Annotated in this window: 24 protein-coding genes; 15 read left to right on the top strand and 9 right to left on the bottom strand. The window is 65.0% G+C overall.

Going from position 1 to position 22,907, the window contains the following annotated elements:
• Window positions 1-127: 127 nt before the first annotated feature.
• On the top strand, window positions 128-931 hold the full coding sequence (locus tag AC6CH3_RS05430) for a thioesterase family protein (protein ID WP_498131454.1): 804 nt from the start codon (window positions 128-130) through the stop codon (window positions 929-931).
• A gap of 25 nt (window positions 932-956) precedes the next feature.
• Here AC6CH3_RS05430 and AC6CH3_RS05425 read toward each other — a convergent pair whose 3' ends face one another.
• Window positions 957-1,337, bottom strand: a complete 381-nt coding sequence (locus AC6CH3_RS05425; RefSeq protein WP_498131453.1) for a DUF2177 family protein — start codon at window positions 1,335-1,337, stop codon at window positions 957-959.
• A gap of 22 nt (window positions 1,338-1,359) precedes the next feature.
• On the opposite strand from AC6CH3_RS05425, the gene AC6CH3_RS05420 reads away from it, so the two are divergent.
• The gene (locus AC6CH3_RS05420) at window positions 1,360-2,109 is read left to right on the top strand and encodes a lipoate--protein ligase family protein (RefSeq protein WP_498131538.1); all 750 of its coding nucleotides are present in this window, start codon (window positions 1,360-1,362) and stop codon (window positions 2,107-2,109) included.
• Window positions 2,110-2,129: 20 nt separating this feature from the next.
• Here AC6CH3_RS05420 and AC6CH3_RS05415 read toward each other — a convergent pair whose 3' ends face one another.
• Window positions 2,130-2,489, bottom strand: coding sequence for a VOC family protein (locus AC6CH3_RS05415; RefSeq protein ID WP_498131452.1), 360 nt, complete (start codon window positions 2,487-2,489; stop codon window positions 2,130-2,132).
• 149 nt (window positions 2,490-2,638) lie between these two features.
• Complete coding sequence (locus tag AC6CH3_RS05410; RefSeq protein WP_498131537.1) at window positions 2,639-3,253, bottom strand: LysE/ArgO family amino acid transporter; 615 nt, start codon at window positions 3,251-3,253, stop codon at window positions 2,639-2,641.
• 78 nt (window positions 3,254-3,331) lie between these two features.
• Here AC6CH3_RS05410 and AC6CH3_RS05405 point away from each other — a divergent pair, with 78 nt between their 5' ends.
• Complete coding sequence (locus AC6CH3_RS05405) at window positions 3,332-4,213, top strand: ArgP/LysG family DNA-binding transcriptional regulator (protein ID WP_494034466.1); 882 nt, start codon at window positions 3,332-3,334, stop codon at window positions 4,211-4,213.
• Window positions 4,214-4,220: 7 nt separating this feature from the next.
• Here AC6CH3_RS05405 and AC6CH3_RS05400 read toward each other — a convergent pair whose 3' ends face one another.
• On the bottom strand, window positions 4,221-4,478 hold the full coding sequence (locus AC6CH3_RS05400; RefSeq protein ID WP_494034467.1) for a mycoredoxin: 258 nt from the start codon (window positions 4,476-4,478) through the stop codon (window positions 4,221-4,223).
• A 104-nt stretch (window positions 4,479-4,582) separates the two neighbouring features.
• On the opposite strand from AC6CH3_RS05400, the gene AC6CH3_RS05395 reads away from it, so the two are divergent.
• Window positions 4,583-5,332: an SOS response-associated peptidase gene (locus tag AC6CH3_RS05395; protein ID WP_498131451.1), complete on the top strand. Its 750-nt coding sequence runs from the start codon at window positions 4,583-4,585 to the stop codon at window positions 5,330-5,332.
• Window positions 5,333-5,341: 9 nt separating this feature from the next.
• Here AC6CH3_RS05395 and AC6CH3_RS05390 read toward each other — a convergent pair whose 3' ends face one another.
• On the bottom strand, window positions 5,342-5,761 hold the full coding sequence (locus tag AC6CH3_RS05390) for a VOC family protein (RefSeq protein ID WP_498131450.1): 420 nt from the start codon (window positions 5,759-5,761) through the stop codon (window positions 5,342-5,344).
• A 14-nt stretch (window positions 5,762-5,775) separates the two neighbouring features.
• Between AC6CH3_RS05390 and AC6CH3_RS05385 the strand changes: the two genes are divergently transcribed.
• Window positions 5,776-6,102, top strand: coding sequence for a chorismate mutase (locus AC6CH3_RS05385; protein ID WP_400576038.1), 327 nt, complete (start codon window positions 5,776-5,778; stop codon window positions 6,100-6,102).
• A 78-nt stretch (window positions 6,103-6,180) separates the two neighbouring features.
• Here the strand turns inward: AC6CH3_RS05385 and AC6CH3_RS05380 are convergent, their stop codons facing one another.
• Window positions 6,181-6,567: a hypothetical protein gene (locus tag AC6CH3_RS05380; RefSeq protein WP_400576040.1), complete on the bottom strand. Its 387-nt coding sequence runs from the start codon at window positions 6,565-6,567 to the stop codon at window positions 6,181-6,183.
• A 143-nt stretch (window positions 6,568-6,710) separates the two neighbouring features.
• On the opposite strand from AC6CH3_RS05380, the gene AC6CH3_RS05375 reads away from it, so the two are divergent.
• The 6 genes from AC6CH3_RS05375 (at window position 6,711) to pdxS (ending at window position 15,018) form a co-directional block, all read left to right on the top strand.
• Window positions 6,711-7,052: a DUF6504 family protein gene (locus AC6CH3_RS05375; protein ID WP_498131449.1), complete on the top strand. Its 342-nt coding sequence runs from the start codon at window positions 6,711-6,713 to the stop codon at window positions 7,050-7,052.
• A complete protein-coding gene (locus AC6CH3_RS05370) occupies window positions 7,049-10,588 on the top strand; it encodes a DNA polymerase III subunit alpha (RefSeq protein ID WP_498131448.1) in 3,540 nt (1,179 codons plus the stop codon). The genes AC6CH3_RS05375 and AC6CH3_RS05370 overlap by 4 nt, the downstream gene beginning before the upstream one ends.
• 171 nt (window positions 10,589-10,759) lie before the next feature.
• Complete coding sequence (thrS, locus tag AC6CH3_RS05365; protein ID WP_498131536.1) at window positions 10,760-12,724, top strand: threonine--tRNA ligase; 1,965 nt, start codon at window positions 10,760-10,762, stop codon at window positions 12,722-12,724.
• Window positions 12,725-12,743: 19 nt separating this feature from the next.
• Window positions 12,744-13,331: an HIT family protein gene (locus AC6CH3_RS05360; RefSeq protein ID WP_205653964.1), complete on the top strand. Its 588-nt coding sequence runs from the start codon at window positions 12,744-12,746 to the stop codon at window positions 13,329-13,331.
• On the top strand, window positions 13,321-13,941 hold the full coding sequence (gene pgsA / locus AC6CH3_RS05355; RefSeq protein ID WP_498131447.1) for a phosphatidylinositol phosphate synthase: 621 nt from the start codon (window positions 13,321-13,323) through the stop codon (window positions 13,939-13,941). Before AC6CH3_RS05360 ends, pgsA begins: the two co-directional genes overlap by 11 nt.
• A gap of 150 nt (window positions 13,942-14,091) precedes the next feature.
• Entirely contained in the window at window positions 14,092-15,018 is a 927-nt protein-coding gene (gene pdxS / locus AC6CH3_RS05350) for a pyridoxal 5'-phosphate synthase lyase subunit PdxS (protein ID WP_400576050.1), read from the top strand.
• A gap of 165 nt (window positions 15,019-15,183) precedes the next feature.
• On the opposite strand, the gene AC6CH3_RS05345 is transcribed toward pdxS, so the two are convergent.
• A complete protein-coding gene (locus AC6CH3_RS05345; protein ID WP_498131446.1) occupies window positions 15,184-17,196 on the bottom strand; it encodes a M3 family metallopeptidase in 2,013 nt (670 codons plus the stop codon).
• A gap of 83 nt (window positions 17,197-17,279) precedes the next feature.
• Between AC6CH3_RS05345 and AC6CH3_RS05340 the strand changes: the two genes are divergently transcribed.
• A complete protein-coding gene (locus AC6CH3_RS05340; protein ID WP_498131445.1) occupies window positions 17,280-18,596 on the top strand; it encodes a CapA family protein in 1,317 nt (438 codons plus the stop codon).
• 9 nt (window positions 18,597-18,605) lie between these two features.
• Here the strand turns inward: AC6CH3_RS05340 and AC6CH3_RS05335 are convergent, their stop codons facing one another.
• Together AC6CH3_RS05335 and AC6CH3_RS05330 are read right to left on the bottom strand one after the other, a co-directional pair.
• Complete coding sequence (locus AC6CH3_RS05335; protein WP_498131444.1) at window positions 18,606-19,346, bottom strand: type 1 glutamine amidotransferase; 741 nt, start codon at window positions 19,344-19,346, stop codon at window positions 18,606-18,608.
• Entirely contained in the window at window positions 19,343-20,635 is a 1,293-nt protein-coding gene (locus AC6CH3_RS05330) for a MurT ligase domain-containing protein (protein WP_498131443.1), read from the bottom strand. Before AC6CH3_RS05330 ends, AC6CH3_RS05335 begins: the two co-directional genes overlap by 4 nt.
• Window positions 20,636-20,726: 91 nt before the next feature.
• Between AC6CH3_RS05330 and pdxT the strand changes: the two genes are divergently transcribed.
• From pdxT to ruvC, 3 genes are read left to right on the top strand one after another with little or no spacing between them, the layout of a single operon-like run.
• Window positions 20,727-21,449, top strand: a complete 723-nt coding sequence (gene pdxT / locus AC6CH3_RS05325; RefSeq protein ID WP_498131442.1) for a pyridoxal 5'-phosphate synthase glutaminase subunit PdxT — start codon at window positions 20,727-20,729, stop codon at window positions 21,447-21,449.
• Window positions 21,450-21,452: 3 nt separating this feature from the next.
• A complete protein-coding gene (locus AC6CH3_RS05320; protein ID WP_498131441.1) occupies window positions 21,453-22,208 on the top strand; it encodes a YebC/PmpR family DNA-binding transcriptional regulator in 756 nt (251 codons plus the stop codon).
• 34 nt (window positions 22,209-22,242) lie between these two features.
• Window positions 22,243-22,821 (top strand): crossover junction endodeoxyribonuclease RuvC, encoded by a 579-nt coding sequence (ruvC, locus tag AC6CH3_RS05315; protein ID WP_498131440.1) that lies wholly within the window; start codon window positions 22,243-22,245, stop codon window positions 22,819-22,821.
• Window positions 22,822-22,907 lie beyond the last annotated feature (86 nt).

Raw genomic sequence — 22,907 nt, 5'->3', positions numbered from 1 at the left:
TCCGGGGCCCCCATATTGGTCCCGATATTGGTGCCGTTGGATGTGAACGAGGTACCCGGGACGGTGGCAGTGGGGAGCTCGCGATAGGGTGATCGCAGATTTGTTTACTGTGTCGAAAGGGTCAACGTTGACTGCTGCACTGCCGGAACTCGCGGACGGCGATTTCTATTACCAGGACCTGGGCGGGGGGCACTTCCGCTCCACGATTCACGCCCAGGGTGCCTGGAACGAGCATGAACAGCACATGGCGCCGGCCTCCGGGTTGCTTGCCGACCGGTTGGAACGGCATGAGCCGCGCGGCGACATGCGGATGGCACGCCTCAGCTACGAAATCCTCGGCCTGATTCCCGGCGGCGAGTTCGAGGTCGTCACCACGACACTGCGCCCGGGCAGGACCATCGAACTCCTGCAGGCAGAACTGGTGGCTGCCGGACGCGTCATCATCCGGGCCACGGCCTGGCGGATGATCACCAGCGACACCTCCGCAGTGGCCGCCATCGAGGACGCTGACATCCCGTCACCCCACGACTGCAAACCCTACGACGGCGCCAGCGTCTGGCCCGGCGGATACATCCGGTCACTGGAGATGAGGGTGGCCGACGGACACCGTCCCGGCGCCGGCAAGGTGTGGCTGCGCACCGACCATCCGCTGACTGATGCGTCGGACAGCACCGATATGGCCCGGCTGATGGGCCTGGTGGACACGGCAAACGGCATCGCCGCCCGGGTGCCGCCGGGCAAGGACAGCTATTCCTTTCCCAACCTGGACCTGCAGATCCACATGTATCGCCGGCCGGAGGGCGAATGGCTGGGGCTCGACAACGCGGTCTCTTTCGGAGCCGACGGCATCGGGCTCACCTCAACCGTGCTGCACGATATGGCAGGGCCGTTCGGCCGCGCGGAGCAGATCCTGACGCTGCGGAAAAGCTGACGCCCCGGAAGTCCGGATCCCGCGGTTACCGGTGAAAGACCAGCCAGCCGGCCAGCGTCGCGAGGGCGGTCAGGACGGCGCCCCAGGCCATGTCCACGAGGATCAGCTGGAGGGGCCAGGTTTTGAGCGTCGCCGCGTTGGTCAGATCATACGTGGCGTAGGCGAAGGCACCGAGCGCGGCACCGTAGCCGACGGCGGTAAGCCAGCTGCCGCCGTCGAGCGCCGGACGCAACGCGAAGAAGACGATCCCGGCGATGTAAATCGCGTAGAAAGCGACGGCGTACCCTAGATTGGGCCGTTGGGCCAGCAGGTCGCCGATGTGGCCGCGGTAAAACGGGTTCATGAGCTTGAGCCATACGGCATCGATCACGGCGAAGGCGGCTGCGACGACCAGGAATTGCAACATGACCATAAGGGAGCTTAGCAACATGCACCAGGCCGGGGCCGGAGCACCGACGCTGACCATCGTTCGCCAGCACGATTCGCTGGGCGCCGCCCGGGACCTGGACTTCGGAATCGAGCTGCTGGGCCTGGCGAAGACGGGGAGGGTCGGCCCCACGCTCAGGCTGTACCGCCCGGCCCCGACGGTTGCCTTCGGCCAGCGCGACACGCATCTTCCCGGGTTCGAAGCCGCGGCGCAGGCGTGCCGGGAGCAGGGCTTCGAGCCCCTGATCCGCAAGGCCGGCGGGCGGGCCGCCGCCTACCACCAAGGGACCCTGATCGTCGACCACGTGGAGCCGCACGCCGATGCGATCGCCGGAGCCAAGGGCAGGTTCGCGTTCTTTGGTGAGATGCTGGCGGAGGCCCTGCGAAGCATCGGAGTGCCGGCTGCAGTCGGCGAGATCCCGGGGGAATATTGCCCGGGCGAGTTCAGCGTCCATGGAACGCACCCGGACGACTCCGCGCACCGGGTCAAGCTCGTGGGCACCGCCCAGCGCGTGGTGTCCGGCGGATGGCTGTTCAGCTCCGTCGTCGTGGTGGAAAACTCCGCGCCGCTCCGCAGTGTCCTCACGGCCAGCTACGGCGCACTGGGCCTGAACTGGGACCCCACGACGGCCGGTGCCGTTGACGACCTTGTGCCGCACCTGGACGTGCAGTCCATCGAGGACGCCGTGATCAGCACGTACAGCGGCTACGCGCCCCTGGCGTACGCCGAGTTCGGCAGCCTGCAGCGGTAGTCAGGACTAAGCTGCCGGCGCTATTCCGTCGCTGCCGGTATCTGGCAGACCATCAGGACGTTGCCGTCGGGGTCCCGGAAGTTAAACCACTGGTCCTCGTTGACCTCTGTGAGTTCCACGCCACGGTCCTTCATGAACCCGTGCGCGGCCCGGATGTCCGAGGTGTTGAAGTGAAAGGCCGGAACCTTGAAGACTGCATCGGGGGAGTAGATCTTGCTGTCCAGGACCAGGCCCGTGCCGTTCATGGGCAGCATGTACAGATGGTCGAGAATGGAATCTTCGACAGGCACGCCCAGCACGCCGCAGTACCAGTCCCGGGCCCTCTGGACATCGCTGACGGGGACGAAAACGGTGCCAATTTGCGCGGAAACTGGGTTCATGGCCATCCTTCGTGACGTGGGTTGCGACTGTGCCTGGACCTGCGGTTTTTGACTCCGGGTTTGAACTGTAGTGCGGAGCGGAAAATACCGCCAGAGCAACGCGCGTCCTCCAGGACCGCGGCTGCCGCCGAACCTGGTAGCGGACGGGCCTACGGAATGACCAGGAACGCGGCCAGTGCCAGCATCAGGAGGGCGATGGCGCCGTCGAGGACCCGCCAGGCTCCGGGCCGAGCGAACACCGGAGCCAGGAACCGTGCCCCGAAGCCGAGAAGGGCGAACCAGAGCGTGCTTCCCGCAATCGCTCCCCAGGCGAACGGCCAGCGGCCTTCAGGGCCGTGGTCGGCTGCGATCGATCCCAGGAGCACGACGGTGTCCAGGTACACGTGCGGGTTCAGCCAGGTCAGTGCGACGGCGGTTCCCACCGTTGCGGCCAGCGTGTTCCGGGAAGTGGTGACGGCTGCGCTCAAGCTGCGTGGCTTCAAGGCGCGCCGGGCTGCGAAAAGGGCGTAGGCAAGCAGGAAAGCTGCGCCTGCCCAGCGCACGATGACCAGGGCCAGCGGCGCCGCCTGGATGAGCGCGCCGACGCCGGCGACTCCCGCCGCAATCAGGACGGCATCGCTCGCGATGCACACCGCCACAATTGGCGCCAGGTGTTCGCGCCGCAGTCCTTGCCGCAGGACGAAAGCGTTTTGTGCGCCAATGGCGACGATGAGGGACAAGCCCGCGCCGAAGCCGGTGACCAGGGCGCCGAGGGTTGAAGTAATTTCCACTTGCCTGACTCTAGGTCCCCGGGAATCATGAGTACAGCTAAAGTTTCTTACCCCAATTAAGGAAAACTTAGGATGGATGCCACCACAGAGCAGCTCAGGACGTTGGCTGCTGTGATCGACCACGGGACATTTGACCGCGCCGCCGCGGCGCTGCATGTGACGTCGTCGGCGATCAGTCAGAGGGTCAAGGCGTTGGAGCAGCAGACAGGGCGGGTCCTGCTGCTCCGCACCAAGCCGGTCCGGCCAACGAAGTCCGGAAGCGTGGTGGTGCGCCTGGCGCGGCAGGTGGCATTGCTGGAAAGCGAGGCCATGGAGGAACTGGGCCTGGAGGGTGCAGGGTCCCGCCCCCGCATTCCGCTGGTAATCAACGCGGACTCCCTCGCCACCTGGGTGCTGCCGGCCTTGGCGGGGGTGGAGCGGGCAAGTTTCGAAATCAGCATCGATGACCAGGACTATTCCATCGAGCGCCTCCGGGAAGGGACGGCAATGGCGGCCATCACCTCAAACCGCGAGCCCGTGCAGGGCTGCACGGTCCGGCCGCTGGGCGTCATGCGCTACCGCGCTGTGGCGAGCCCTTCCTTTGCCGCGCAATGGCTGTCAGACGGTTTTACCGATGCGGCGTTGTCGCGGGCGCCCCTGGTGGTGTTCAACCGCAAGGATGCCCTCCAGGACCGTTACCTCGAGGGCAGGCTGAAGCCCGGGGCCAGCTACCCGCCCCGTCACTACGTCCCGGCGTCGTCGGACTTCATGCGGGCGATCGAACTGGGGCTTGGGTGGGGAATGTTGCCGGATCTTCAGTCCAAGGGGCTTCTGGACGCAGGCACGCTAACGGTGCTGGATAAAAGCGGGCATGTGGACGTTCCGCTGTACTGGCAGCAATGGTCCATAGAGTCGGCCACGCTCGCCCGGATCGCCGCTGCCCTGCAGGAGGCAGCAGCGGCCGGGCTGCGCTGACGGGGGGCTAGGCCGCGAGCCGGCTCTTGACCTCGGCGGCTGAAGGGTTCGTTGCGGCGGTGCCGTCCGGGAACAGCACGGTGGGAACTGTGCGGTTGCCGCCGTTGATCTGCTCGACAAGTTCGGCCGTGCCGTCAACCTCTTCGATGTTGATCTCGGTATAACCGATTCCCTGGGCATCCAGCTGCTTCTTGAGCCGGTTGCAGTAACCGCACCAGGTGGTGGAGAACATGGTGATGCTGCCGTCTTCGGGGGTGAAGTCCACGGAGAGCTCCTCAGGTATAGGTTCGTGCCTGTCAGTTTCGTTCAGTCAACGTTAACCCGTGAGCCGGTATTTCCCCGTTTGTGTTGCGGTGGCATGCTGGTGCCATGTGTGGACGTTACGTAATGGCCAGGGCGGTCGGGGATCTGCTGGCCGAATTCGACGCCGAGCTTGAGAACGAAATGGAGCTCCCGCCGTCGTGGAATCTGGCGCCCACGGATGATGCGCCCATCGTCCTGGAACGGCTGATCGAGGGCGCCACAGTCCGCCAGCTCCATATAGCGCGCTGGGGACTCGTGCCGTCCTGGGCCAAAGACCCGGGAGTCGGGCCGAAGATGATCAATGCCAGGAGCGAAACGGTGCTCGAGAAGCCTGCATTCCGCAAGGCCGTACAGTCCCGGCGCTGCGCAGTGCCGGCTGACGGCTATTACGAGTGGAAGCAGGGCGAAGGGCGACGCAAACAGCCGTACTACGTGCATCCCAAGGAAGGGCCGGGAATGGCCTTCGCAGGCCTCTATGAGTGGTGGAAGGACCCCTCCAAACGGCAGGATGACCCGGGCCGCTGGATGCTTTCCATGTCAATCATGACGGCGGATTCACCACCGGAGGGTGCCGAATCCACTGTGTTCGGTGAGCTCACCGCCCTTCACGACCGTGTTCCGCTGCCCATGAGCCGGGACACCATGGCAGCATGGCTCGACCCCCAGGTTGACGACCCAGCCGGGCTGCTGGACCTCGTCCGCTCCGGGGTCAGGGACGAGGCGGCAGGCTGGCGCGTGGATTCGGTAGGGCCGGCCGTGGGCAACGTCAGGAACAATTCGCCGGAACTCATCGAGCCCGTGGGAGCACTCTTCTAGCGGGCCGCATCACAGGCTGACCCGTCCGCCGTCGTCAACTGTCCACGTGGGGTTGAAGGCGATCTCCCACCTGAAACCGTCCGGATCGGCGAAGTAGCCCGTGTACCCTCCCCAGGGCTGGGTCTTGGGGCTTGCCACGACCGTTGCGCCGGCAGATTCCGCCTGGGCCATCACTTCATCGACTTCGGCAGCGCTTTGCACGTTGTGGCTGAGCGTGATGCACGGGACGGACTCGGGGGCATCCACCGCGGCTTCGGCCTGCATCTGCCTGGCGTCCCAGAGGGAGAACATGAGGCCATGGTTGGCCTGAATGAAGACCACTTCGGGGAATTCCTTGTGGACGGGCCAGCCGAGGCCCTCAACGTAGAAGCTGCGGGAGGCGGCCACGCTTCGCACTCCCAGGGAAATAAAATCGACTCGGGGCTGCATGGTTCGATACTGTCATGGACATGCCCACAAATCACGGAGACGATAAAAGCGCCCAGGCTGACAGGGAGCAGCTCGCCGCTGTGCGGATCGCAGTGGACGAGGTTGATGACCAGATCGTCACGCTGATTGCACGCCGCGAACGTCTGATCAGGATCGCGGGAACGCTAAAGGGCGATGACGCCGAGGTCCGGGCTCCCGGGCGCGTGGAACGTGTGATTGAACATGTCCGCGCCGCTGCCGAGAAAAAGGAAATCGACCCGGACATCGTGGAAACCACCTACCGGGCCATGATTTCGAAGTTCATCGAGCTCGAGATGAAGATCCATAACGAGAACAACTGACCGGGCAGCAGGAACTGCCGGCGGGACGTCGGGGCGACGGCGGGAAACAGGCCCCGAGTATTTTGCTTCCTTAGGTGCCTAGAGGGCTTCTTCCACCGGTACGCCGGACTGGAATTCCCGTCCGTCGGCCTCGCTGAAGGCTGACATGAGGTGGCCTTTCTCCAGTCCGAGCACCGTGCTCATGGGAAAGTTACCCGTTATGGTGCTGCCCGAATGCTCGACGCTCTTGACGTCGAAGTTTTCTTCGGTGCCGTCATGGCTGAACGAGTACATCGACACGGCTTCGCCGTTCATGAACTCAATTCCGAGCCTTCGCTGATGTGAATAGTCCGGAGTTGCTGCCACGAGCCCCACTACAAAGGCGCCCGATCCTGGAATATTGCCGTCAATATCAAATTTGGCCTCCAAGATGGTGTCTTTGGCGGCGATGCTTACGTGCTTCAGGAGTGCGTCATTGGAACTCATGGCTCCATCCTGCCCCTTGAGCCGCTGTCAGTCCACACCCATCTAGGTTTTGCCGGAGCCCAGGCGTAGACTGGACTTATTCGAATACATATTCGAACCATCCTTCATCTGCAGCACCTTCATCTTGGTTTCCGGAGGCACCTATGGGCATGTTCAGCGAGTCCGTGGACGTTGCCTGTGGACCGGAAGGCCAGCCCGTGGAACTGCAGTGGGGCGGGCGGAGGTACACGGTCTGCGCCGAGCCGGTTCATTGGTATGAACGCCGCCAGTGGTGGGCCGAGGAACAGCGGGCTCCACTGGGCAGCGGGCCCGGACTTGTGGATCACGAGATCTGGAGAGTTCAGGTAGCGCCCCTGGAAGCCTCGTTGTCCGAAGAGGCCCCTGCGGCCCCTGAACACCTGACACTCGATCTGGTCCGGCATACCGGCAGCGGACGCTGGCGGCTGCTCCGGATCCACGACGCACTCCGGCATAAGACAGCATGAGCTTTACCCACCTGCACGTTTCCACCGCCTTCAGCGCCCACTACGGCGTTTCCTGGCCCGATGAACTCGCCCAATCGGCGGCGGCCCAGGGTGCAACCGCCCTTGCCTGCACGGACAGGGACGGCCTGTACGGAACGGTCAAGCATCTGAAAGCCTGCATGGCTGCCGGCCTGGACCCGGTGGTCGGGGTGGACCTCGCCGTTTTCGACGACGAGGGAGATCTTCGCACCCAGCTTTCCGGCCGCGTAGTGGTGCTTGCGCACGGCCACAACAACGGGGCCGGCTACAAGGCGCTCTGCCGGTTGATTTCCGATGCCCATGCCCGCACCACGGGCAAGTCCGGGGGAGCGGTGCCGGCTGCAGTCACCCGGGCGGAACTGGCCTCAAGGATTCTTGACCCGCTTACCCTGAAGCCCGTGCTCAGCGTGCTGATCGGGCCGGATTCCGACGTCGGAAGGGCCATGGGCGGACGCCGTTACCTCCGGCCCCGCACGCTCTTCAAGAGCTGGCTGGATTCCCTGCCGGCCGGAAGCGTCGTCGCGGAGGTCGTCTCCCATCTCAGCGCCCCGGGAGAGCCCCTTAGCACCGCCCATGCGGTCCGCATGCTCAAGCTCGCCCAGGAGTACAGTGTTCCGGCGGTCCTCACCAATGCAGTCCGTTATTGTGCCGAGGACGGTGCCGCCACGGCCGATGTCCTCGACTCCGCCCGGACCCTGAAGTCCCTGCCCGAACTCTCAGCCGCGCCACTGCTGCAGCCCAATGGGCAGGGCTGGCTGAAGTCCCCTGATCAGATGCTGCAGCTGGGCAAGGAAATTATTCACGCCGCCGGGTATGGGGCGGCGGATCTTCAGGTCCTGCTCGCGCAAACGGAGGCGCTCGCCGACCGCTGCAGGATGGATCCCGTCACGGACATGGGCTGGAAGCAGCCCGTCGTTCCTGAGGCTTCGGTGATCGGCATCGAGGGTGACCCCCTGGCGGAACTGGCCTTGAGGTGCGAGGCCGGTGTGGTACGCCGCTTTCCGGGTATTTCCGGGAAGGCCGAGGCTGAAATGCGCAGCAGGCTGGAGCACGAACTGAAGATCATCGCCAACCTCGGCTTCGCCTCCTATTTTCTGACGGTGGCCGAGGTATCGCGGATGATCCTGGACATGGGCGTGCGGGCCGCTGCCAGGGGCTCGGGAGCGTCCAGCCTGGTGAACTACCTGCTCGATATCAGCCAGGTGAACCCGCTGCAGCATGACCTTATTTTCGAACGCTTCCTGTCGCGGGACAGGTCCACCCTTCCGGATATCGACATCGACGTCGAAAGCGCTGAGCGGCACAACGTATACCGGAAGATCTTTGACCGTTTTGGCGCCGAGCGCGTCACGCTCATGAGTATGCAGAACGGCTACCGTGCCCGGGGGGCAGTGCGGGACGCCGGGATGGCCTTGGGCATGGACGACGGCGACATTGGAGAGATTGCCAAGCAGCTGTGGCGCTTTTCCGCCCGCAGGTTCAGGGAAGCCCTGGAAGAAAAACCCGAGCTCCGTGAATTTGCTGACCGGGTGGAGCAGCGGGATGCGTCAGGCAACCAGCAACTGGACCTGCTCGTGGACCTCACCGAACGCCTGGACAGGCTTCCCCGCCACATCTCAATGCACCCCTGCGGAGTCATCCTTGGCGACGCGACCCTGCTGGACAGAACTCCTGTGCAGCCCAGCGGGCTGGGGCTGCCGATGAGCCAGTTCGACAAGCACGACATGGATCCGATGGGAATGCTCAAACTGGACGTGCTGGGAGTCCGGATGCAAAGCGCCATGGCGTTCGCCGTCCGGGAGATCATCCGGATCCATCCCGCCAAAGCCGATGTGGTGGCTGCGGGCGCCCACCCCGCGGGTCCGGACGGCAACGGCCCGGACTACATCAGGGAGGACGGCTTCATCGACCTCAACGCGGTGCCGCTGGATGATGAGCCCACCTATGAGCTCATCCGGAGCACCCACACCCTGGGATGTTTCCAGATCGAATCGCCGGGCCAGCGCGAACTGGTCGGCAAGATGGCGCCAAGGGAATTCAACGATCTCATCATCGACATTTCCCTGTTCCGTCCCGGGCCCATGAAATCCGACATGGTGCGGCCGTTCCTCGAGCACCGGCACGGATTTGCGCCGGAGGTCTATCCCCATTCGGATCTCAAACCCGTGCTGCAGGAAACCCACGGTGTCACGGTGTTCCACGAGCAGATCCTGAGGACCTTTGACGTGATGACCGGCTGCGGGCTGGCCAAAGCCGACGAGTTCCGCAGGGCGTTGAGCAACGAGGTCATGGAATCCCAGGTGGAGGAGTTTTTCCGCCGCATGGCAAAGGCAAAAGGGTATTCGCCGGACGTCGTTGACAAGGTCTGGGGGACCTTGAAGTCCTTTGCCAGCTTTGGCTTCTGCAAGGCCCACGGCGCTGCCTTTGCCGTGCCCACCTACCAGTCGGCCTGGCTGAAAGCGCATCATCCGGAGGCCTTCCTCGCCGGACTGTGGGAGCACGATCCGGGCATGTACCCCAAGCGCCTGCTTGTCGCCGAGGCCCGCCGCCTGGGAATCCCCATCCTGCCGCTGGACATCAACCGCAGCGGCGCGGAGTACCGGGTGGAGCGCATCGTTTCGGGGCCGGACCAGGGCAAACTCGGCATCAGGCTGAGCCTGAAAGGCATCTTCGGGCTCTCCGGGGCCGAACTGAAGCGGATAGTGGCCGGACAGCCCTTCGACTCCCTGGCTGACCTGAGGGCGCGGTCCAGGCTGACGAAACCGAGCATCAAGAGGCTGGCCCAGCTGGGAGCCTTCGATTCCTTGCACAGGGAATCCGGCGGAGCGGCCAACCGGGCGGACCTGGTCCAGCATCTGCAGACCCTGCAGAACAGCCAGCACCGGAAAGCGCCCGACGTCGTTGCGGGCCAGCTGGCTCTGCCCCTCGGAGACATTGAACTGAGGAACGTCAAGGCCGAACTTCCGCCACCCACCGTCGTGGAGAATGTCAGGGCGGAACTTGACCTCATGGCCGTTGACGTCAGCGAGCACCTGATGTCCAGCCACCGTCCGCTGCTGGACAGGCTGGGCGTCACCACTGCCGACAAGCTCCTCGGACTGAGGAACGGCACTGAAGTTCTGGTGGCCGGGGTCCGCATCGCCACCCAGACCCCGCCCATGCGCGGAGGCAAAAGAGTGGTGTTCATCAGCATCGACGACGGCACCGGCTGCGTGGACTCTGTCTTCTTCCATGAGGCGCAGGAGAAGTCGGGACCTCTGCTGTTCGGCACCCGCCTGCTGCTTATCAGGGGAACCACCCGGCGGACGGGCCCTCGGGGGATCAGCCTCAGCGCCAGCATGGCCTGGGACCTGAGCAGGATTGAGACCCTGCCTTTCCCGGCGAAGGATTCCCCCTCCGGGCGCGGACCGGAGAGCGGGGAACCCAACACCGGCACCGTCATCCCGGCCGAGTTCCGGACACCCGGCCCGTTGAGCGGGACCGGCAGGAACCTGGCCATCACCGGCCTGGGCGGCTGAACCCCACCACCCCTGCCCGTGTGCCGCTTTGGCTGGCCTCAGCCGTAACCGATACGATTGACGAGGCTGGCTGTGGTCCCCGTATGCCACAAGCTACGAAGCCTTAACTTTGAATAGGAGACACCCGTGTCAGAAGCCCAGCAGATCACCCTCATCGTCGATGGCGAAGAGATGAAGGTGACTACCGGGACCACCGGCGCGGAAGTCTTCTTTGAGCGCCGCGACGTCGTTGTGGCCCGGGTTGACGGCGAGCTGAAGGACCTTGACCAGCCGCTTCCCGAAGGTGCCGAGGTCCAAGGCGTCACCATCGACTCCCCGGACGGCCTCAACGTCCTTCGCCACTCCACCGCCCACGTCATGGCCCAGGCCGTGCAGCAGCTGCGTCCCGACGCCAAGCTCGGCATCGGCCCGTACATCACCGACGGCTTCTACTTCGACTTCGACGTCGCGGAGCCCTTCACCCCCGAAGACCTCCGGCAGCTGGAAAAGATGATGCTCAAAATCGTCAACCAGAACCAGAAGTTCGTGCGGCGCGTCGTTTCCGAGGATGAAGCCCGCGAGGCGATGAAGAACGAGCCCTACAAGCTGGAACTGCTGGGCAAGAAGAACGAAGCCGCCGACGCCGGGGAAGGCGTCAACGTCGAGGTGGGCGCCGGCGACATCACCATCTACGACAATGTTGACCGCAAGAGCGGTGACAGCGTCTGGTGCGACCTGTGCCGCGGTCCCCACCTGCCCAATACCAAGCTGATCTCCAACGCCTTCGCCCTGACCCGTTCCTCGGCCGCCTACTGGCTGGGCAACCAGAACAACCAGCAGCTGCAGCGCATCTACGGCACGGCCTGGCCCACCAAGGACGCACTGAAGGCTTACCAGGAGCGCATCGCCGAGGCCGAACGGCGCGACCACCGCAAGCTCGGCGCCGAGCTGGACCTCTTCTCGTTCCCGGATGAGCTGGGCTCGGGCCTGCCGGTGTTCCACCCGAAGGGCGGCATCATCCGCAAGGCCATGGAGGACTACTCGCGACAGCGGCACGTGGATGCAGGCTATGAGTTCGTCTATACCCCGCACATCACCAAGGGGCACCTTTACGAAGTCTCCGGCCACCTGGACTGGTACAAGGAAGGCATGTTCCCGGCGATGCACATCGACGCGGAACTGAACGAAGACGGCACCGTGCGCAAGCCCGGCCAGGATTACTACCTGAAGCCGATGAACTGCCCCATGCACAACCTCATATTCCGGTCCCGCGGGCGCTCGTACCGCGAGCTGCCCCTGCGCCTGTTCGAATTCGGTTCCGTCTACCGGTATGAAAAGTCCGGTGTGGTGCATGGCCTGACCCGGGTCCGCGGCATGACACAGGACGACGCCCACATCTACTGCACCCGCGAACAGATGAAGGACGAACTCACCGGCACGCTGAACTTCGTCCTGGGCCTCCTCAAGGACTACGGCCTTGACGATTTCTATCTGGAGCTTTCCACCAAGAACGAAGACAAGTTCGTGGGTGACGACACCGCCTGGGAGGAAGCCACCCGCACCTTGGCCGAAGTGGCCGAAGCGTCCGGACTGGAGCTGGTCCCGGATCCCGGGGGAGCCGCGTTCTACGGGCCGAAGATCTCCGTCCAGGCCAAGGACGCACTGGGCCGCACCTGGCAGATGTCCACGATTCAGCTCGACTTCAACCTGCCCGAGCGCTTCGAACTCGAGTACCAGGCTGCAGACGGCACACGCCAGCGCCCGGTCATGATTCACCGTGCGCTGTTTGGTTCGGTGGAACGGTTCATGGGCGTGCTCACCGAGCACTATGCAGGAGCCTTCCCCGCCTGGCTGGCTCCCGTCCAGGTGGTCGGCATCCCCGTGGCGGAAACCTTCAACGACTACATGTTCGACGTCGTGGACCAGCTGAAGGCCGCCGGGATCCGCGCCGAGGTTGACATCTCCTCGGACCGGTTCCCCAAGAAGATCCGCACCGCCAGCAAGGACAAGATCCCGTTCGTGCTGATCGCCGGCGGCGAGGACGCCGAAGCGGGCGCGGTGTCGTTCCGTTTCCGCGACGGCAGCCAGGACAACGGTGTGCCGGTGGCAGAGGCGGTCCAGCGGATCGTGGACGCCGTCCGCAACCGGACCAGCTAGCCACAAACGAGAGGCACACGTGCAGGAGAACACAGGCGCAGGCTATCCGGGCGACGCCGAGGTGACGGACGATTTTGGCCTCGCCGGCGTTCCGGACGCTTTCCAGCGCCTCTGGACTCCGCACCGCATGGCGTATATCAAGGGCGGGCAGCACCAGTACAAGAACCAGGACGACTGCCCTTTCTGCGTTGCTCCGGCCCGCACCGATGAGGAATCCCTGATCGTGTACCGCGGCCGCACCAGCTACGTGGTGCTGAACCTGTTTCCCTACAACCCAGGCCACCTGCTCGTGTGCCCGTACCGCCACGTTCCGGACTACACGGACCTGACCGTCGAGGAGACCGCCGAATTCGCCGACCTCACGCAGACAGCGATGCGCGTGCTGCGGAAGGTGGCAAATCCTGGCGGATTCAACCTGGGCATGAACCAGGGCGTGGTGGGCGGGGCAGGGATTGCCGGGCACCTGCACCAGCACATCGTTCCGCGGTGGGGCGGGGATGGAAACTTCTTCCCCATCATTGCCCAGACCAAGGCGATCACGCAGACACTCGACGAAGTGCGCCAGCAGGTGGCCGAAGCGTGGCCGGGGGAGACGCATGCTGAATAGGCATGCCCGCGGGTTCTTCACCGCGCTGTTCTCCCCGCTTGCCCGCTGGCTGCTCAAAATGGGGGTCTCTCCGGACGCCATCACCATTGTCGGCACTGCCGGCGTGGTGATCGGCTCGCTCGTGTTCTACCCGCTCGGGCAGCTCTGGTGGGGGACCCTTTTCATCACCGCCTTCATCTTCTCCGATGTCATCGACGGCATCATGGCGCGGATGCAGGACCGCGAAGGCGCCTGGGGCAACTTCCTGGACTCCACCTTGGACCGGCTGGCCGACGGCGCATTGTTCGCAGGCGTGGCCATCTGGTTTTTCACCGGGGGAGGGGATACCGCGATTGCCATTGCCGCCGTCGTCTGCTTGGTCCTGGGCATGGTGGTGTCCTACGTCAGGGCCAAGGCGGAGTCCCTGGGCTTCCAGGCGAATGTGGGCATCGCCGAACGCGCCGAACGCCTTGTTTCGCTGCTCGTCGTTACCGGCTTCACCGGGCTGGGACTGCCGAGCATCGTGCTGTTCGTGACCCTGGTGCTGCTTGCCGGTGCCAGCCTCGTCACCGTGGTGCAGCGCGTGCTGGCGGTCCGCCGCCAAGCCACCCAGGACACAGCGCAACCCTGATTAAGCCCCGCCGCCACGGTGGGACTAGTATTAGGACTACCTGGTCCATGGATCCGGGAATCCGGTGTGTGCGAACTGGGGCATTGTGTGCCCTCTGCACCGGGTCGAGAGACCGGATCCAGCAACATCTATCTACCCATAGGGGTTTTTGTGTCTACACCTGATGTAAGCAGCGAAGCCGGCTCGTCCGCCAACAGCGTCACGGGCAGCAACCGCGTCAAGCGCGGCATGGCAGAGATGCTCAAGGGCGGCGTCATCATGGACGTCGTCAACGTCGAACAGGCCCGCATCGCCGAAGACGCCGGTGCCGTTGCCGTGATGGCGCTCGAGCGCGTCCCGGCCGACATCCGCGCCCAGGGCGGCGTGTCGCGCATGTCCGATCCGGACATGATCGACAAGATCATCGACGCCGTCTCCGTGCCGGTCATGGCCAAGGCCCGGATCGGCCACTTCGTCGAGGCGCAGGTCCTGCAGTCCCTCGGCGTTGACTACATCGACGAGTCCGAGGTCCTGACCCCGGCCGATTACACCAACCACATCGACAAGTGGAACTTCACCGTTCCCTTCGTCTGCGGTGCCACCAACCTCGGTGAGGCGCTGCGCCGCATCAACGAGGGCGCGGCGATGATCCGCTCCAAGGGCGAGGCCGGCACCGGCGACGTCTCCAACGCCACCACGCACATGCGCCAGATCCGCGCGGAGCTGCTCAAGCTCGCGGCCCTGCCCGAGGACGAGCTGTACGTCGCGGCCAAGGAACTGCAGGCACCGTACGAACTGGTCAAGGAAGTTGCCTCCACCGGCAAGCTCCCCGTGGTGCTCTTCACTGCCGGCGGCATCGCCACCCCGGCCGACGCCGCGATGATGATGCAGCTCGGCGCCGACGGCGTGTTCGTCGGCTCGGGCATCTTCAAGTCCGGCAACCCGGCCCAGCGCGCCGCCGCCGTCGTGAAGGCCACCACCTTCTTCGATGACCCCGATGTCATTGCCAAAGCCTCCCGCGGCCTGGGCGAAGCCATGGTGGGTATCAACGTGGACGAGATCCCGCAGCCGCACCGCCTCGCCGAGCGCGGCTGGTAACGTTCGGGCGCTTCTCAAGGAGCGTGGCGCTGAGCGCCCCGCTTCTTGAGCCTCTGCGCCCTCTCTTATTAAGCCGAGAGAGTTAGGCGCCATTGTCGCCAGGCGTAAGTACGACGTCGGCCGGTCACCTTGTGAGGTGACCGGCCGACGTCGTTGTTTCCTGGGTTACTCGAGGCCGCGGCGCTTCAGCAGCGGCTCAAGGGCGGCGGCACGGCCGCGGAAGGTGCGGAAGGATTCGAGCGGATCCCGGCTGTTGCCACGCGAGAGGAGTTCCGCGCGGAATCGGTCCCCGTTGGTCCGGTTGAGCCCCCCGTTCTCGACAAACCAGTCCACGGTCTCCGCGTCAAGGACTTCACTCCAGATGTAGGAGTAGTAGCCGGCGGCGTAGTAATCGCCCGCGAAGATGTGCTGGAAGTAGCCGGTGCGGTACCGCGGCGGGATGAGTGTATGCGCCACCCCGGCCGCGGCCAGGGCCTTCGCCTCGAACTCCACGACGTCCTGTGGAACGCTGCCGGCGTCCAGCACGTGCCACGCCAGGTCAAGCAGCGCTGCGCCGAGGTATTCAGTGGTCGCGAAACCCTCGCCCCACAGCCGTGACTCGTTCAGCCGGTCCACAACATCCTGCGGGAGCGGTTCGCCGGTGGCATGGTGGCGGGCATAGTTTGCCAGGACCTCCGGCCACATGAGCCACATTTCGTTGACCTGGGACGGATACTCCACGAAGTCCCGGGGCACGCTGGTGCCCGAAAACCGCGGATAGGTGACCTCGGAAAAGAGCCCGTGCAGGGCGTGCCCGAACTCGTGGAAAAGGGTGCGGACCTCATCCAGGGTCAGGAGCGTGGGCTCACCGGCCGGCGGCTTGGAGATGTTGAGGTTGTTGATCACCACGGGCTGGGTGCCCAGGAGGGCCGACTGATCGACCAGGGAATCCATCCAGGCTCCGCCGCGCTTGGATTCCCGCGTGTAGTAGTCCCCCAGGAACAGTCCCAGCCCGGAGCCGTCGGCGTCGCGCACTTCCCAGATGCGGACATCGGCATGATAGCCGGAGAGCTCTGGACGCTCGTGGAACGTGATGCCATACAGCGAGGTGGCAGCGAAGAACACTCCGTCCACCAGAACCCGGTCCAGTTTAAAGTAGGGCCTGATGGCCTGTTCGTCCACGGCATAGCGCTCCCGGCGGACTTTCGCGGAATAGTAGGCCCAGTCCCATGCCTCGAGCTGGTGGCCGGCACTCTCGGCCAGGGCCGCGGCCTCGGTGTCAGCGTTCCGGACAGCGGCCGGGGCCAGCCGGTTGAGCATGGAGCGGACCGCCTCGAAGTCCGGGGCTGTCTGCCGGTCCACTACGAGTTCGGCGAAGTTGCCGAAGCCCAGCAGGGCGGCCTTCTCGGCGCGCAGCCGCACCATGGACTTGACCAGGTCCTGGACGTCAAGGCTCCCGCCGCTGCTGCCGCGGGCGATGGATGCCTCGTAAAGACGGCGGCGGACGCCGCGGTTCTCCAGCGCGGCCATGGCGGGCTGGTTGCTGGGCTGGATGAGCGTGAGCAGGAACTTTCCCTCGTGGCCCGCCACACGGGCCGCTTCCGCTGCGCTGGCGACGTCGTCGGCCGGCAGGCCCGCCAGTTCCGCGGCGTCGTCCAACAGCAGGGCGGCACTCTTCATCGCATCCTTGACGCGCTGTCCGAACTCTGTGCCAAGGCGCGACAATTCCGCATTCAGCTCCTTGAGCTGTTCCTGGCCTTCGTCATCGAGCTGGATCCCGGACTGCCGGAACTCCTTGAGGTACTCCTCGACAAGCCGGACGGACTCGGCATCGAGGTTTGCCATGTCGATGGCGGCGAAGCGTTCGTACAGGCCCCGGTTGAGGTAGACGGCATCCTGATGGGCAGCGAATCGCGGCGCGAGTTCCGTTTCGAGATCCTGGATCGCATCCGAAGCGTCCGCCGACACCACCGTGAAGAATGCCGAAGCAGCCCGCTGCAGCAGGCGGCCGGAGCGTTCCATGGCCAGCGCGGTGTTCTCGAACGTCGCCGGATCGGGGTTGCCTGTGATGGCCTGGATCTCGGCCAGGTGTTCGGCCAGGCCGGCGTCCACGGCCTCGGCGTAGTGGGTGTCCTCGATGGCCTCAAAGGGAGGCAGCCCGAACGGCAATCCGCTCGGGCTCAGCAGGGGATTAGTCATGAAGCAACCCTTTCATGCAGGCGCGGTGTTCACAATGACAGCGTTCGCGTTTTTGGATGGCGTGCCACCGTAGGATGGCGTCTATGGGGAACACATACACCATGCTGATCAGCCGCACTGCCCGGGCCTCTGCGGCGGCGGCACTCATTGCAGCGCTGGCGTCCTGCGGAGTCATCGCCGGGCAGGGCAACGGCCAGGGCGGACCCGACGGCGGCGCCGGGCAGGGGAGCGCCAGCGCAACACCTGCTGCGCCGGAGGGATCATCGGGTACATCGCCCAGCGCGTCAGTTCCGCCGGCCACGGCTTCCAGCCAGAACCCGGTTCCCAGCCAGACGCCGACGCCCGGGGCCGGGCCCGAATGCCTGGCTGTCCGCTGTGCCTCCGTGGTGGTCACCGGCGACATGCTGGTCCACACGCAGCTGTGGGAGCAGGCCCGCCAGGATGCCTTGGCGGCGGGTTCCAAGGGTTTGGACTTCGGGCCGCTGCTGGAAGGCCAGCGGCGGTATATCGAGCAGAGCGACCTCGCCATCTGCCACCAGGAGACTCCCGTGGCGGCCCCGGCGGGCCCGTTCTCGGCGTACCCGTCGTTCAACGTGCCGCCGCAGATCATCGCGGCCGCCAAGGCCGTGGGCTACCAGGCGTGCACCACGGCAAGCAACCACACCATCGACCAGGGCACGGCAGGACTGGTCCGGACGCTGGACGCGCTGGACGCTTCCGGACTGCAGCACACCGGCTCCTACCGGACCGAGGCGGATTCGAACGGCATCCTGATCATGCCGACGGCCGCCGCCGACATCGCGGTGATCCAGGGCACCTACGGCCTGAACGGCCAGATTCCCGAACAGGACTGGCAGGTGGACATGCTCGACGCGCCGACCATGATCGCCAAGGCGAAGAAGGCGCGGCAGCTCGGCGCGGACATCGTGCTCGGGGTCATGCATGCGGGGGACGAATATGCGAGTGTCCCGAATGCGCAGCAGCAGGAGGTGGCCCACGCGCTGGTGGACAGCGGACAGTTCACCATGATCTACGGGCATCACACGCATTCGGTGCTGCCGATTGAAAAGTACAAGGGAACGTGGATCGTCTACGGCCTGGGCAACGGCGTGACGGAACTCTCGCCGGTCTATGCGGTCAACAACGAAGGTCTGCTGGTCCGTGCCCAGTTCAGCCAGGATGCAGCGGGCAAATGGACGGCAGCCGACCTCGGCTGGGCGCCGTCAGTCATTGTCAACGCGCCCTACCGCTGGTGTTCGGTCGCATCTGACGCACCGCAGGGCGTCTGTGCAAGCCCCGCAGCTGACGCCGAAACCCGGCAGCGGACCAAGGCCGTGGTGGAATCGATGGGGGCCGCGAAGGCGGGGGCCCACGAACTCCTGATCAGCAAGGAGAAGTAGCGGCCCTGTTCAGCGCGGCCGGCGGGCCGCGTGTTCCCTGGCAAGCACGGCGAAGCGGTCGTCCGGTTCGCCGGGCGTGAAGGACCCGTACTTGCGTTCGGCGGCGTTCCGGATCAGGAAGTCCGCGATGGCCGGGTTCTTGGGGAGCAGCGACCCGTGAAGGTAACTCGCCACGATGTTGCGGTAGCGGGCGCCCTCGTGGCCGTCCTTGCTGTTGTTGCCGGTCCCCTTTTCAACCGTGCCCAGAGGCTTGACACCCGGGCCGAGGGTCGTCTGGCCGCTGTGGTTTTCGTAGCCAAGGACCTCGCCGAACTCGGCGGTGGTCACCTTCACGTTGCCGATCAGGCGCTCGTCCGTTCCGTGGGTCTCCACATCCAGGATTCCGATGCCCGGAATAACGGTGCCCGAGCGGGTCTTGAAGAAGTGCCCGAACAGCTGGTAGAGCCCGCAGATCACCAGCATGGGTGCGTCGTCCTCCGCAAGGCCCCGAAGCGTGTCCGCCCTCATCTGCAGGTCGTCCTGGATCACCAACTGGCCGCTGTCCTGCCCGCCGCCCGCGACGATCACATCCACCTCGTCGGGGAAATCGTCGCCCGGGTTGTATTCGAGCAGTTCCGGCGTGTAGCCGTGCCATTTCAGCCGCTGCTGCAGCACCAGGGCGTTGCCCCAGTCACCGTAGATGTTCATGTCGCGCGGATAAAGCTGCAGGACCCGGATGGTCCCCTTGCTGCCTGATGTCCCGGGGGTCATGAGACCACCTCCACTGTGGTGATTTTGGAGAGCTCACGGCGGATGGCGAGCATGGCGGTATAGGTGCAGAAGACGCGCTTCGGTTTGTCCTTCGCGCCGGCGATAAAGGCGGCCAGTGCAGGGGCAATTTCCGTGTCGACAGAGCGGACGGCCACTTCGTCGTACTGCAGGCGCAGGGCCATGTCATAGGCGCGGGAGCCGCTGACCTGGTCCACGCCGTCTTCCCGCAGCGATTCAAAGTCGACGTCCCACAGCCAGGACATGTCGCGCCCGTCCGCGTAGTTGTCGTTGATCGCGATCATGGTGGCGTACCCGCCCGAGGGGAAGGACTTCAGGCCCAGCCGGAACCCGCTGGGGTTTTTCACGAGCACGAGATCCAGAGGCAACCCGTCCACCACCAGGCTTTCGCCGCGGCCGAAGGCGGGGGCCACCTTGGACAGCGCGTCGAGCAGGGCAGCGTGGTCCGCCGTCGCAGCACCGCTGCCGCAGATGCTGCGGGCCAGCACCAGGGCCGCAGCGGCGTTGAAGATGTTGTAGACGCCGCGGAGCTTCATTGAGGTGGTGACCGTGGCGCCGTCGTACTCGAAGTCGGCGCTGTCGGCACCCACCTTGCGAAGCACGACGTCGGCAGCCGGCCTTTGGGGGACAGTCGCCGGAGTGGGGCTGCCGGGTCCGGCGCGCAGCTCGTCGTCGCTGGGAAAGGTGCCCAGCAGGGAATCGTCGAGGCCGAAGTAACGGACGTCGGGTCCCTGCAGTGTGTCGGCGATCCGCGCCACGCGGGGATCCTCGCGGTTCAAGACCACCGTCCCGGTGGTCTTGTCGGCGATGTGCTGCAGGAGCTGGGCCGTCTTGTCGATTTCCCCGAAGCGATCCAGCTGGTCGCGCAGCACGTTCAGCAGGAGGCTGTAGCGGGGCGGGACCCGATTGACGAAGTGCACTGCATGGGCTTCATCAAGTTCCAGCACCGCAATGTCGGCATCAAGGCGTCCCCGCCAGTCGACGTCGCCCAGCAGGGCAGCGGCAACACCGCGCGTGAAGTTGCTGCCGGTGCGGTTGGTGAAGACCTTCAGGCCCTGGCTTTCCAGGAGCTCCACCACCATCTTGGTGGTGGTGGTTTTGCCGTTCGTTCCGCTGACCACCGCCACCCCGTGGGGGAGTGTGGACAGTGTCCGCTGCATGAAGCCGGGATCGATTTTTTCGACCACCAGACCTGGAAAAGCGGAGCCTCCGCCCCTGAGCCGGGTGACCCGGCGGACGAGCTTGCCGAGCGGAATGCTGAAGGAAAACATGCTCTGTAATATATCCCAGTTGAGGCATGGAACGGGCGGTCGCCCTGCCGTCGGGGGCCGGATCCAGCTTCCGGGACACTATGATTATTGGATGACCAATCCCCTTTCTGCCGCGCAGCCGCGCGTTCGTCCAGGTATCGGTTCAGGATTGCGCATCGGCGTCCTGGCGCTCCAGGGCGACTTTCGCGAGCACCTACGTTCCGTGGAGGCATCCGGCGCTACCGGCGTCGGGGTCCGCCGTCCGGCGGAACTTGACGGCCTGGACGGTCTCATTATTCCCGGGGGAGAATCCACTGCCATTGACAAGCTGGCACGGGCCTTTGAGCTCGCGGACCCGCTGCGGAAGCACATCGCCGAAGGGTTGCCCGTCTATGGATCCTGCGCCGGGATGATCCTCCTCGCCCATGACATTGCGGACCCCGCCACCGATCTTGCCGGCAATCCGCAGCAGACCTTTGGCGGCCTGGATATCACGGTGCGGCGCAATGCCTTCGGGCGCCAGCGGGAATCTTTCGAGACCGACCTTGAATTCAAGGGCCTGGACTTCAGCGCCACCGAACAGGGTGTGGCTCCCGTGCACGCCGTTTTCATCCGCGGCCCGTGGGTAGAACGGGTGGGACCGGACGTCGAGGTCCTTGCCCAGGTGGAGCCGGCAGACCCGGCGCATGCCTCCCACGCAGCCGATCTGCAGGGGACAGCTAGAATTGTTGCAGTGCGTTCCGGCCAACTGCTGGCCACCTCCTTCCACCCGGAAGTGACAGGGGAGAAGCGCGTGCATGAACTTTTTATCCGCATGATCAGAGGAGAAGCGTAAAGCATGTCAGGCCACTCCAAATGGGCAACGACCAAGCACAAGAAGGCCATCATTGATAGCCGCAGGGCCAAGTCGTTCGCCAAGCTGATCAAGAACATCGAAGTCGCGGCACGCATGGGCGGCCCGGACCTTGCAGGCAACCCGGGGCTGGAACTGGCCGTGACCAAGGCCAAGAAAACCTCGGTGCCCAACGACAACATTGACCGCGCCATCAAACGCGGTGCCGGGCTCACCGGCGAAGTCGTTGACTACACGGAGATCATGTATGAGGCCCGCGGTCCCCAGGGCTCCGCGCTCCTCATCGAGTGCCTCACCGACAACAAGAACCGCGCTGCCTCCGAGGTGCGTCTCGCCATTTCCCGCAACGGCGGCACCATCGCCGACCCCGGATCGGTCAGCTACCTGTTCACCCGCAAAGGCGTTGTCACTTTGCCGAAGAACGGCCTGAGCGAGGACGACGTCCTCATGGCAGTCCTCGACGCCGGCGCCGAGGAAGTCAAGGACAACGGCGACACCTTCGAGATCCATTCGGATCCGAAGGACCTCCAGGCCGTCCGCGACGCACTCAAGGAAGCCGGGATCGAATACGACACCGACGAGGCTGAGTTCGTGCCATCCATGGAGGTGCCCCTCGACCTGGATGCCGCCAAGAAGTTCATGAAACTCGTTGACGCGCTGGAAGACCTGGATGACGTCCAGAATGTCTACAGCAACGCCGACCTCAGCGATGAAGTGCAGGCCGCGCTGGAAGCCGAGTGATCCCGCAGCCCTGCTGTGATTTCGAGGCCCGGCCTTGACGCTGCGCGTCCTGGGCGTCGATCCCGGCCTCACCCGCTGCGGCATTGGCGTGGTGGACGTGGAAAAGAACCGTCGCGCCACCATGGTGGCGGTGGGCGTGGTGGGGACCTCTGCCGAGGAGACCCTGGATCAGCGTCTGCTGGTCATTGCCCTCGCCATCGACGAGTGGCTCGACCGGTATGAACCGCACGTGCTGGCTGTTGAGCGGGTCTTCTCCCAGCTCAACGTCAGCACCGTCATGGGCGTCGCCCAGGCTTCCGGCGTCGTGATAGCAGCAGCCGCCCGGCGGGGAATCCCGGTGGCGCTCCACACGCCGTCGGAAGTCAAAGCGGCGGTGACCGGCAGCGGAAACTCCAACAAGGACGCCGTCACGAAGCTCGTGACCAAGATCCTGCGGCTGGACGCCCCGCCGCGGCCGGCAGACGCCGCCGATGCCCTCGCCCTGGCCATCACCCACGCGTGGCGGGCCGGCAGCGGGGCCGCCATTGCCACCACCGGACCGGGCAGCAGTTCGCTGACTCCGGCCCAGCGGGCGTGGGCGGAAGCGGAAGCAAAGGCGCGGCGCGCCCGGTGAGTGTCCGGCTGAATGGCCGGGGAACTTGTTAGGGTATTCGTAGATATGTTCGGATAGCCGGTCTTTTTGCCGGCGGTAGTTCAGGA

The sequence above is a fragment of the Arthrobacter sp. GQ119 genome (genome assembly GCF_059759125.1).
Note: the sequence above shows the minus strand (reverse complement) of the source record. Positions and strands in the feature narration are given on the sequence as shown.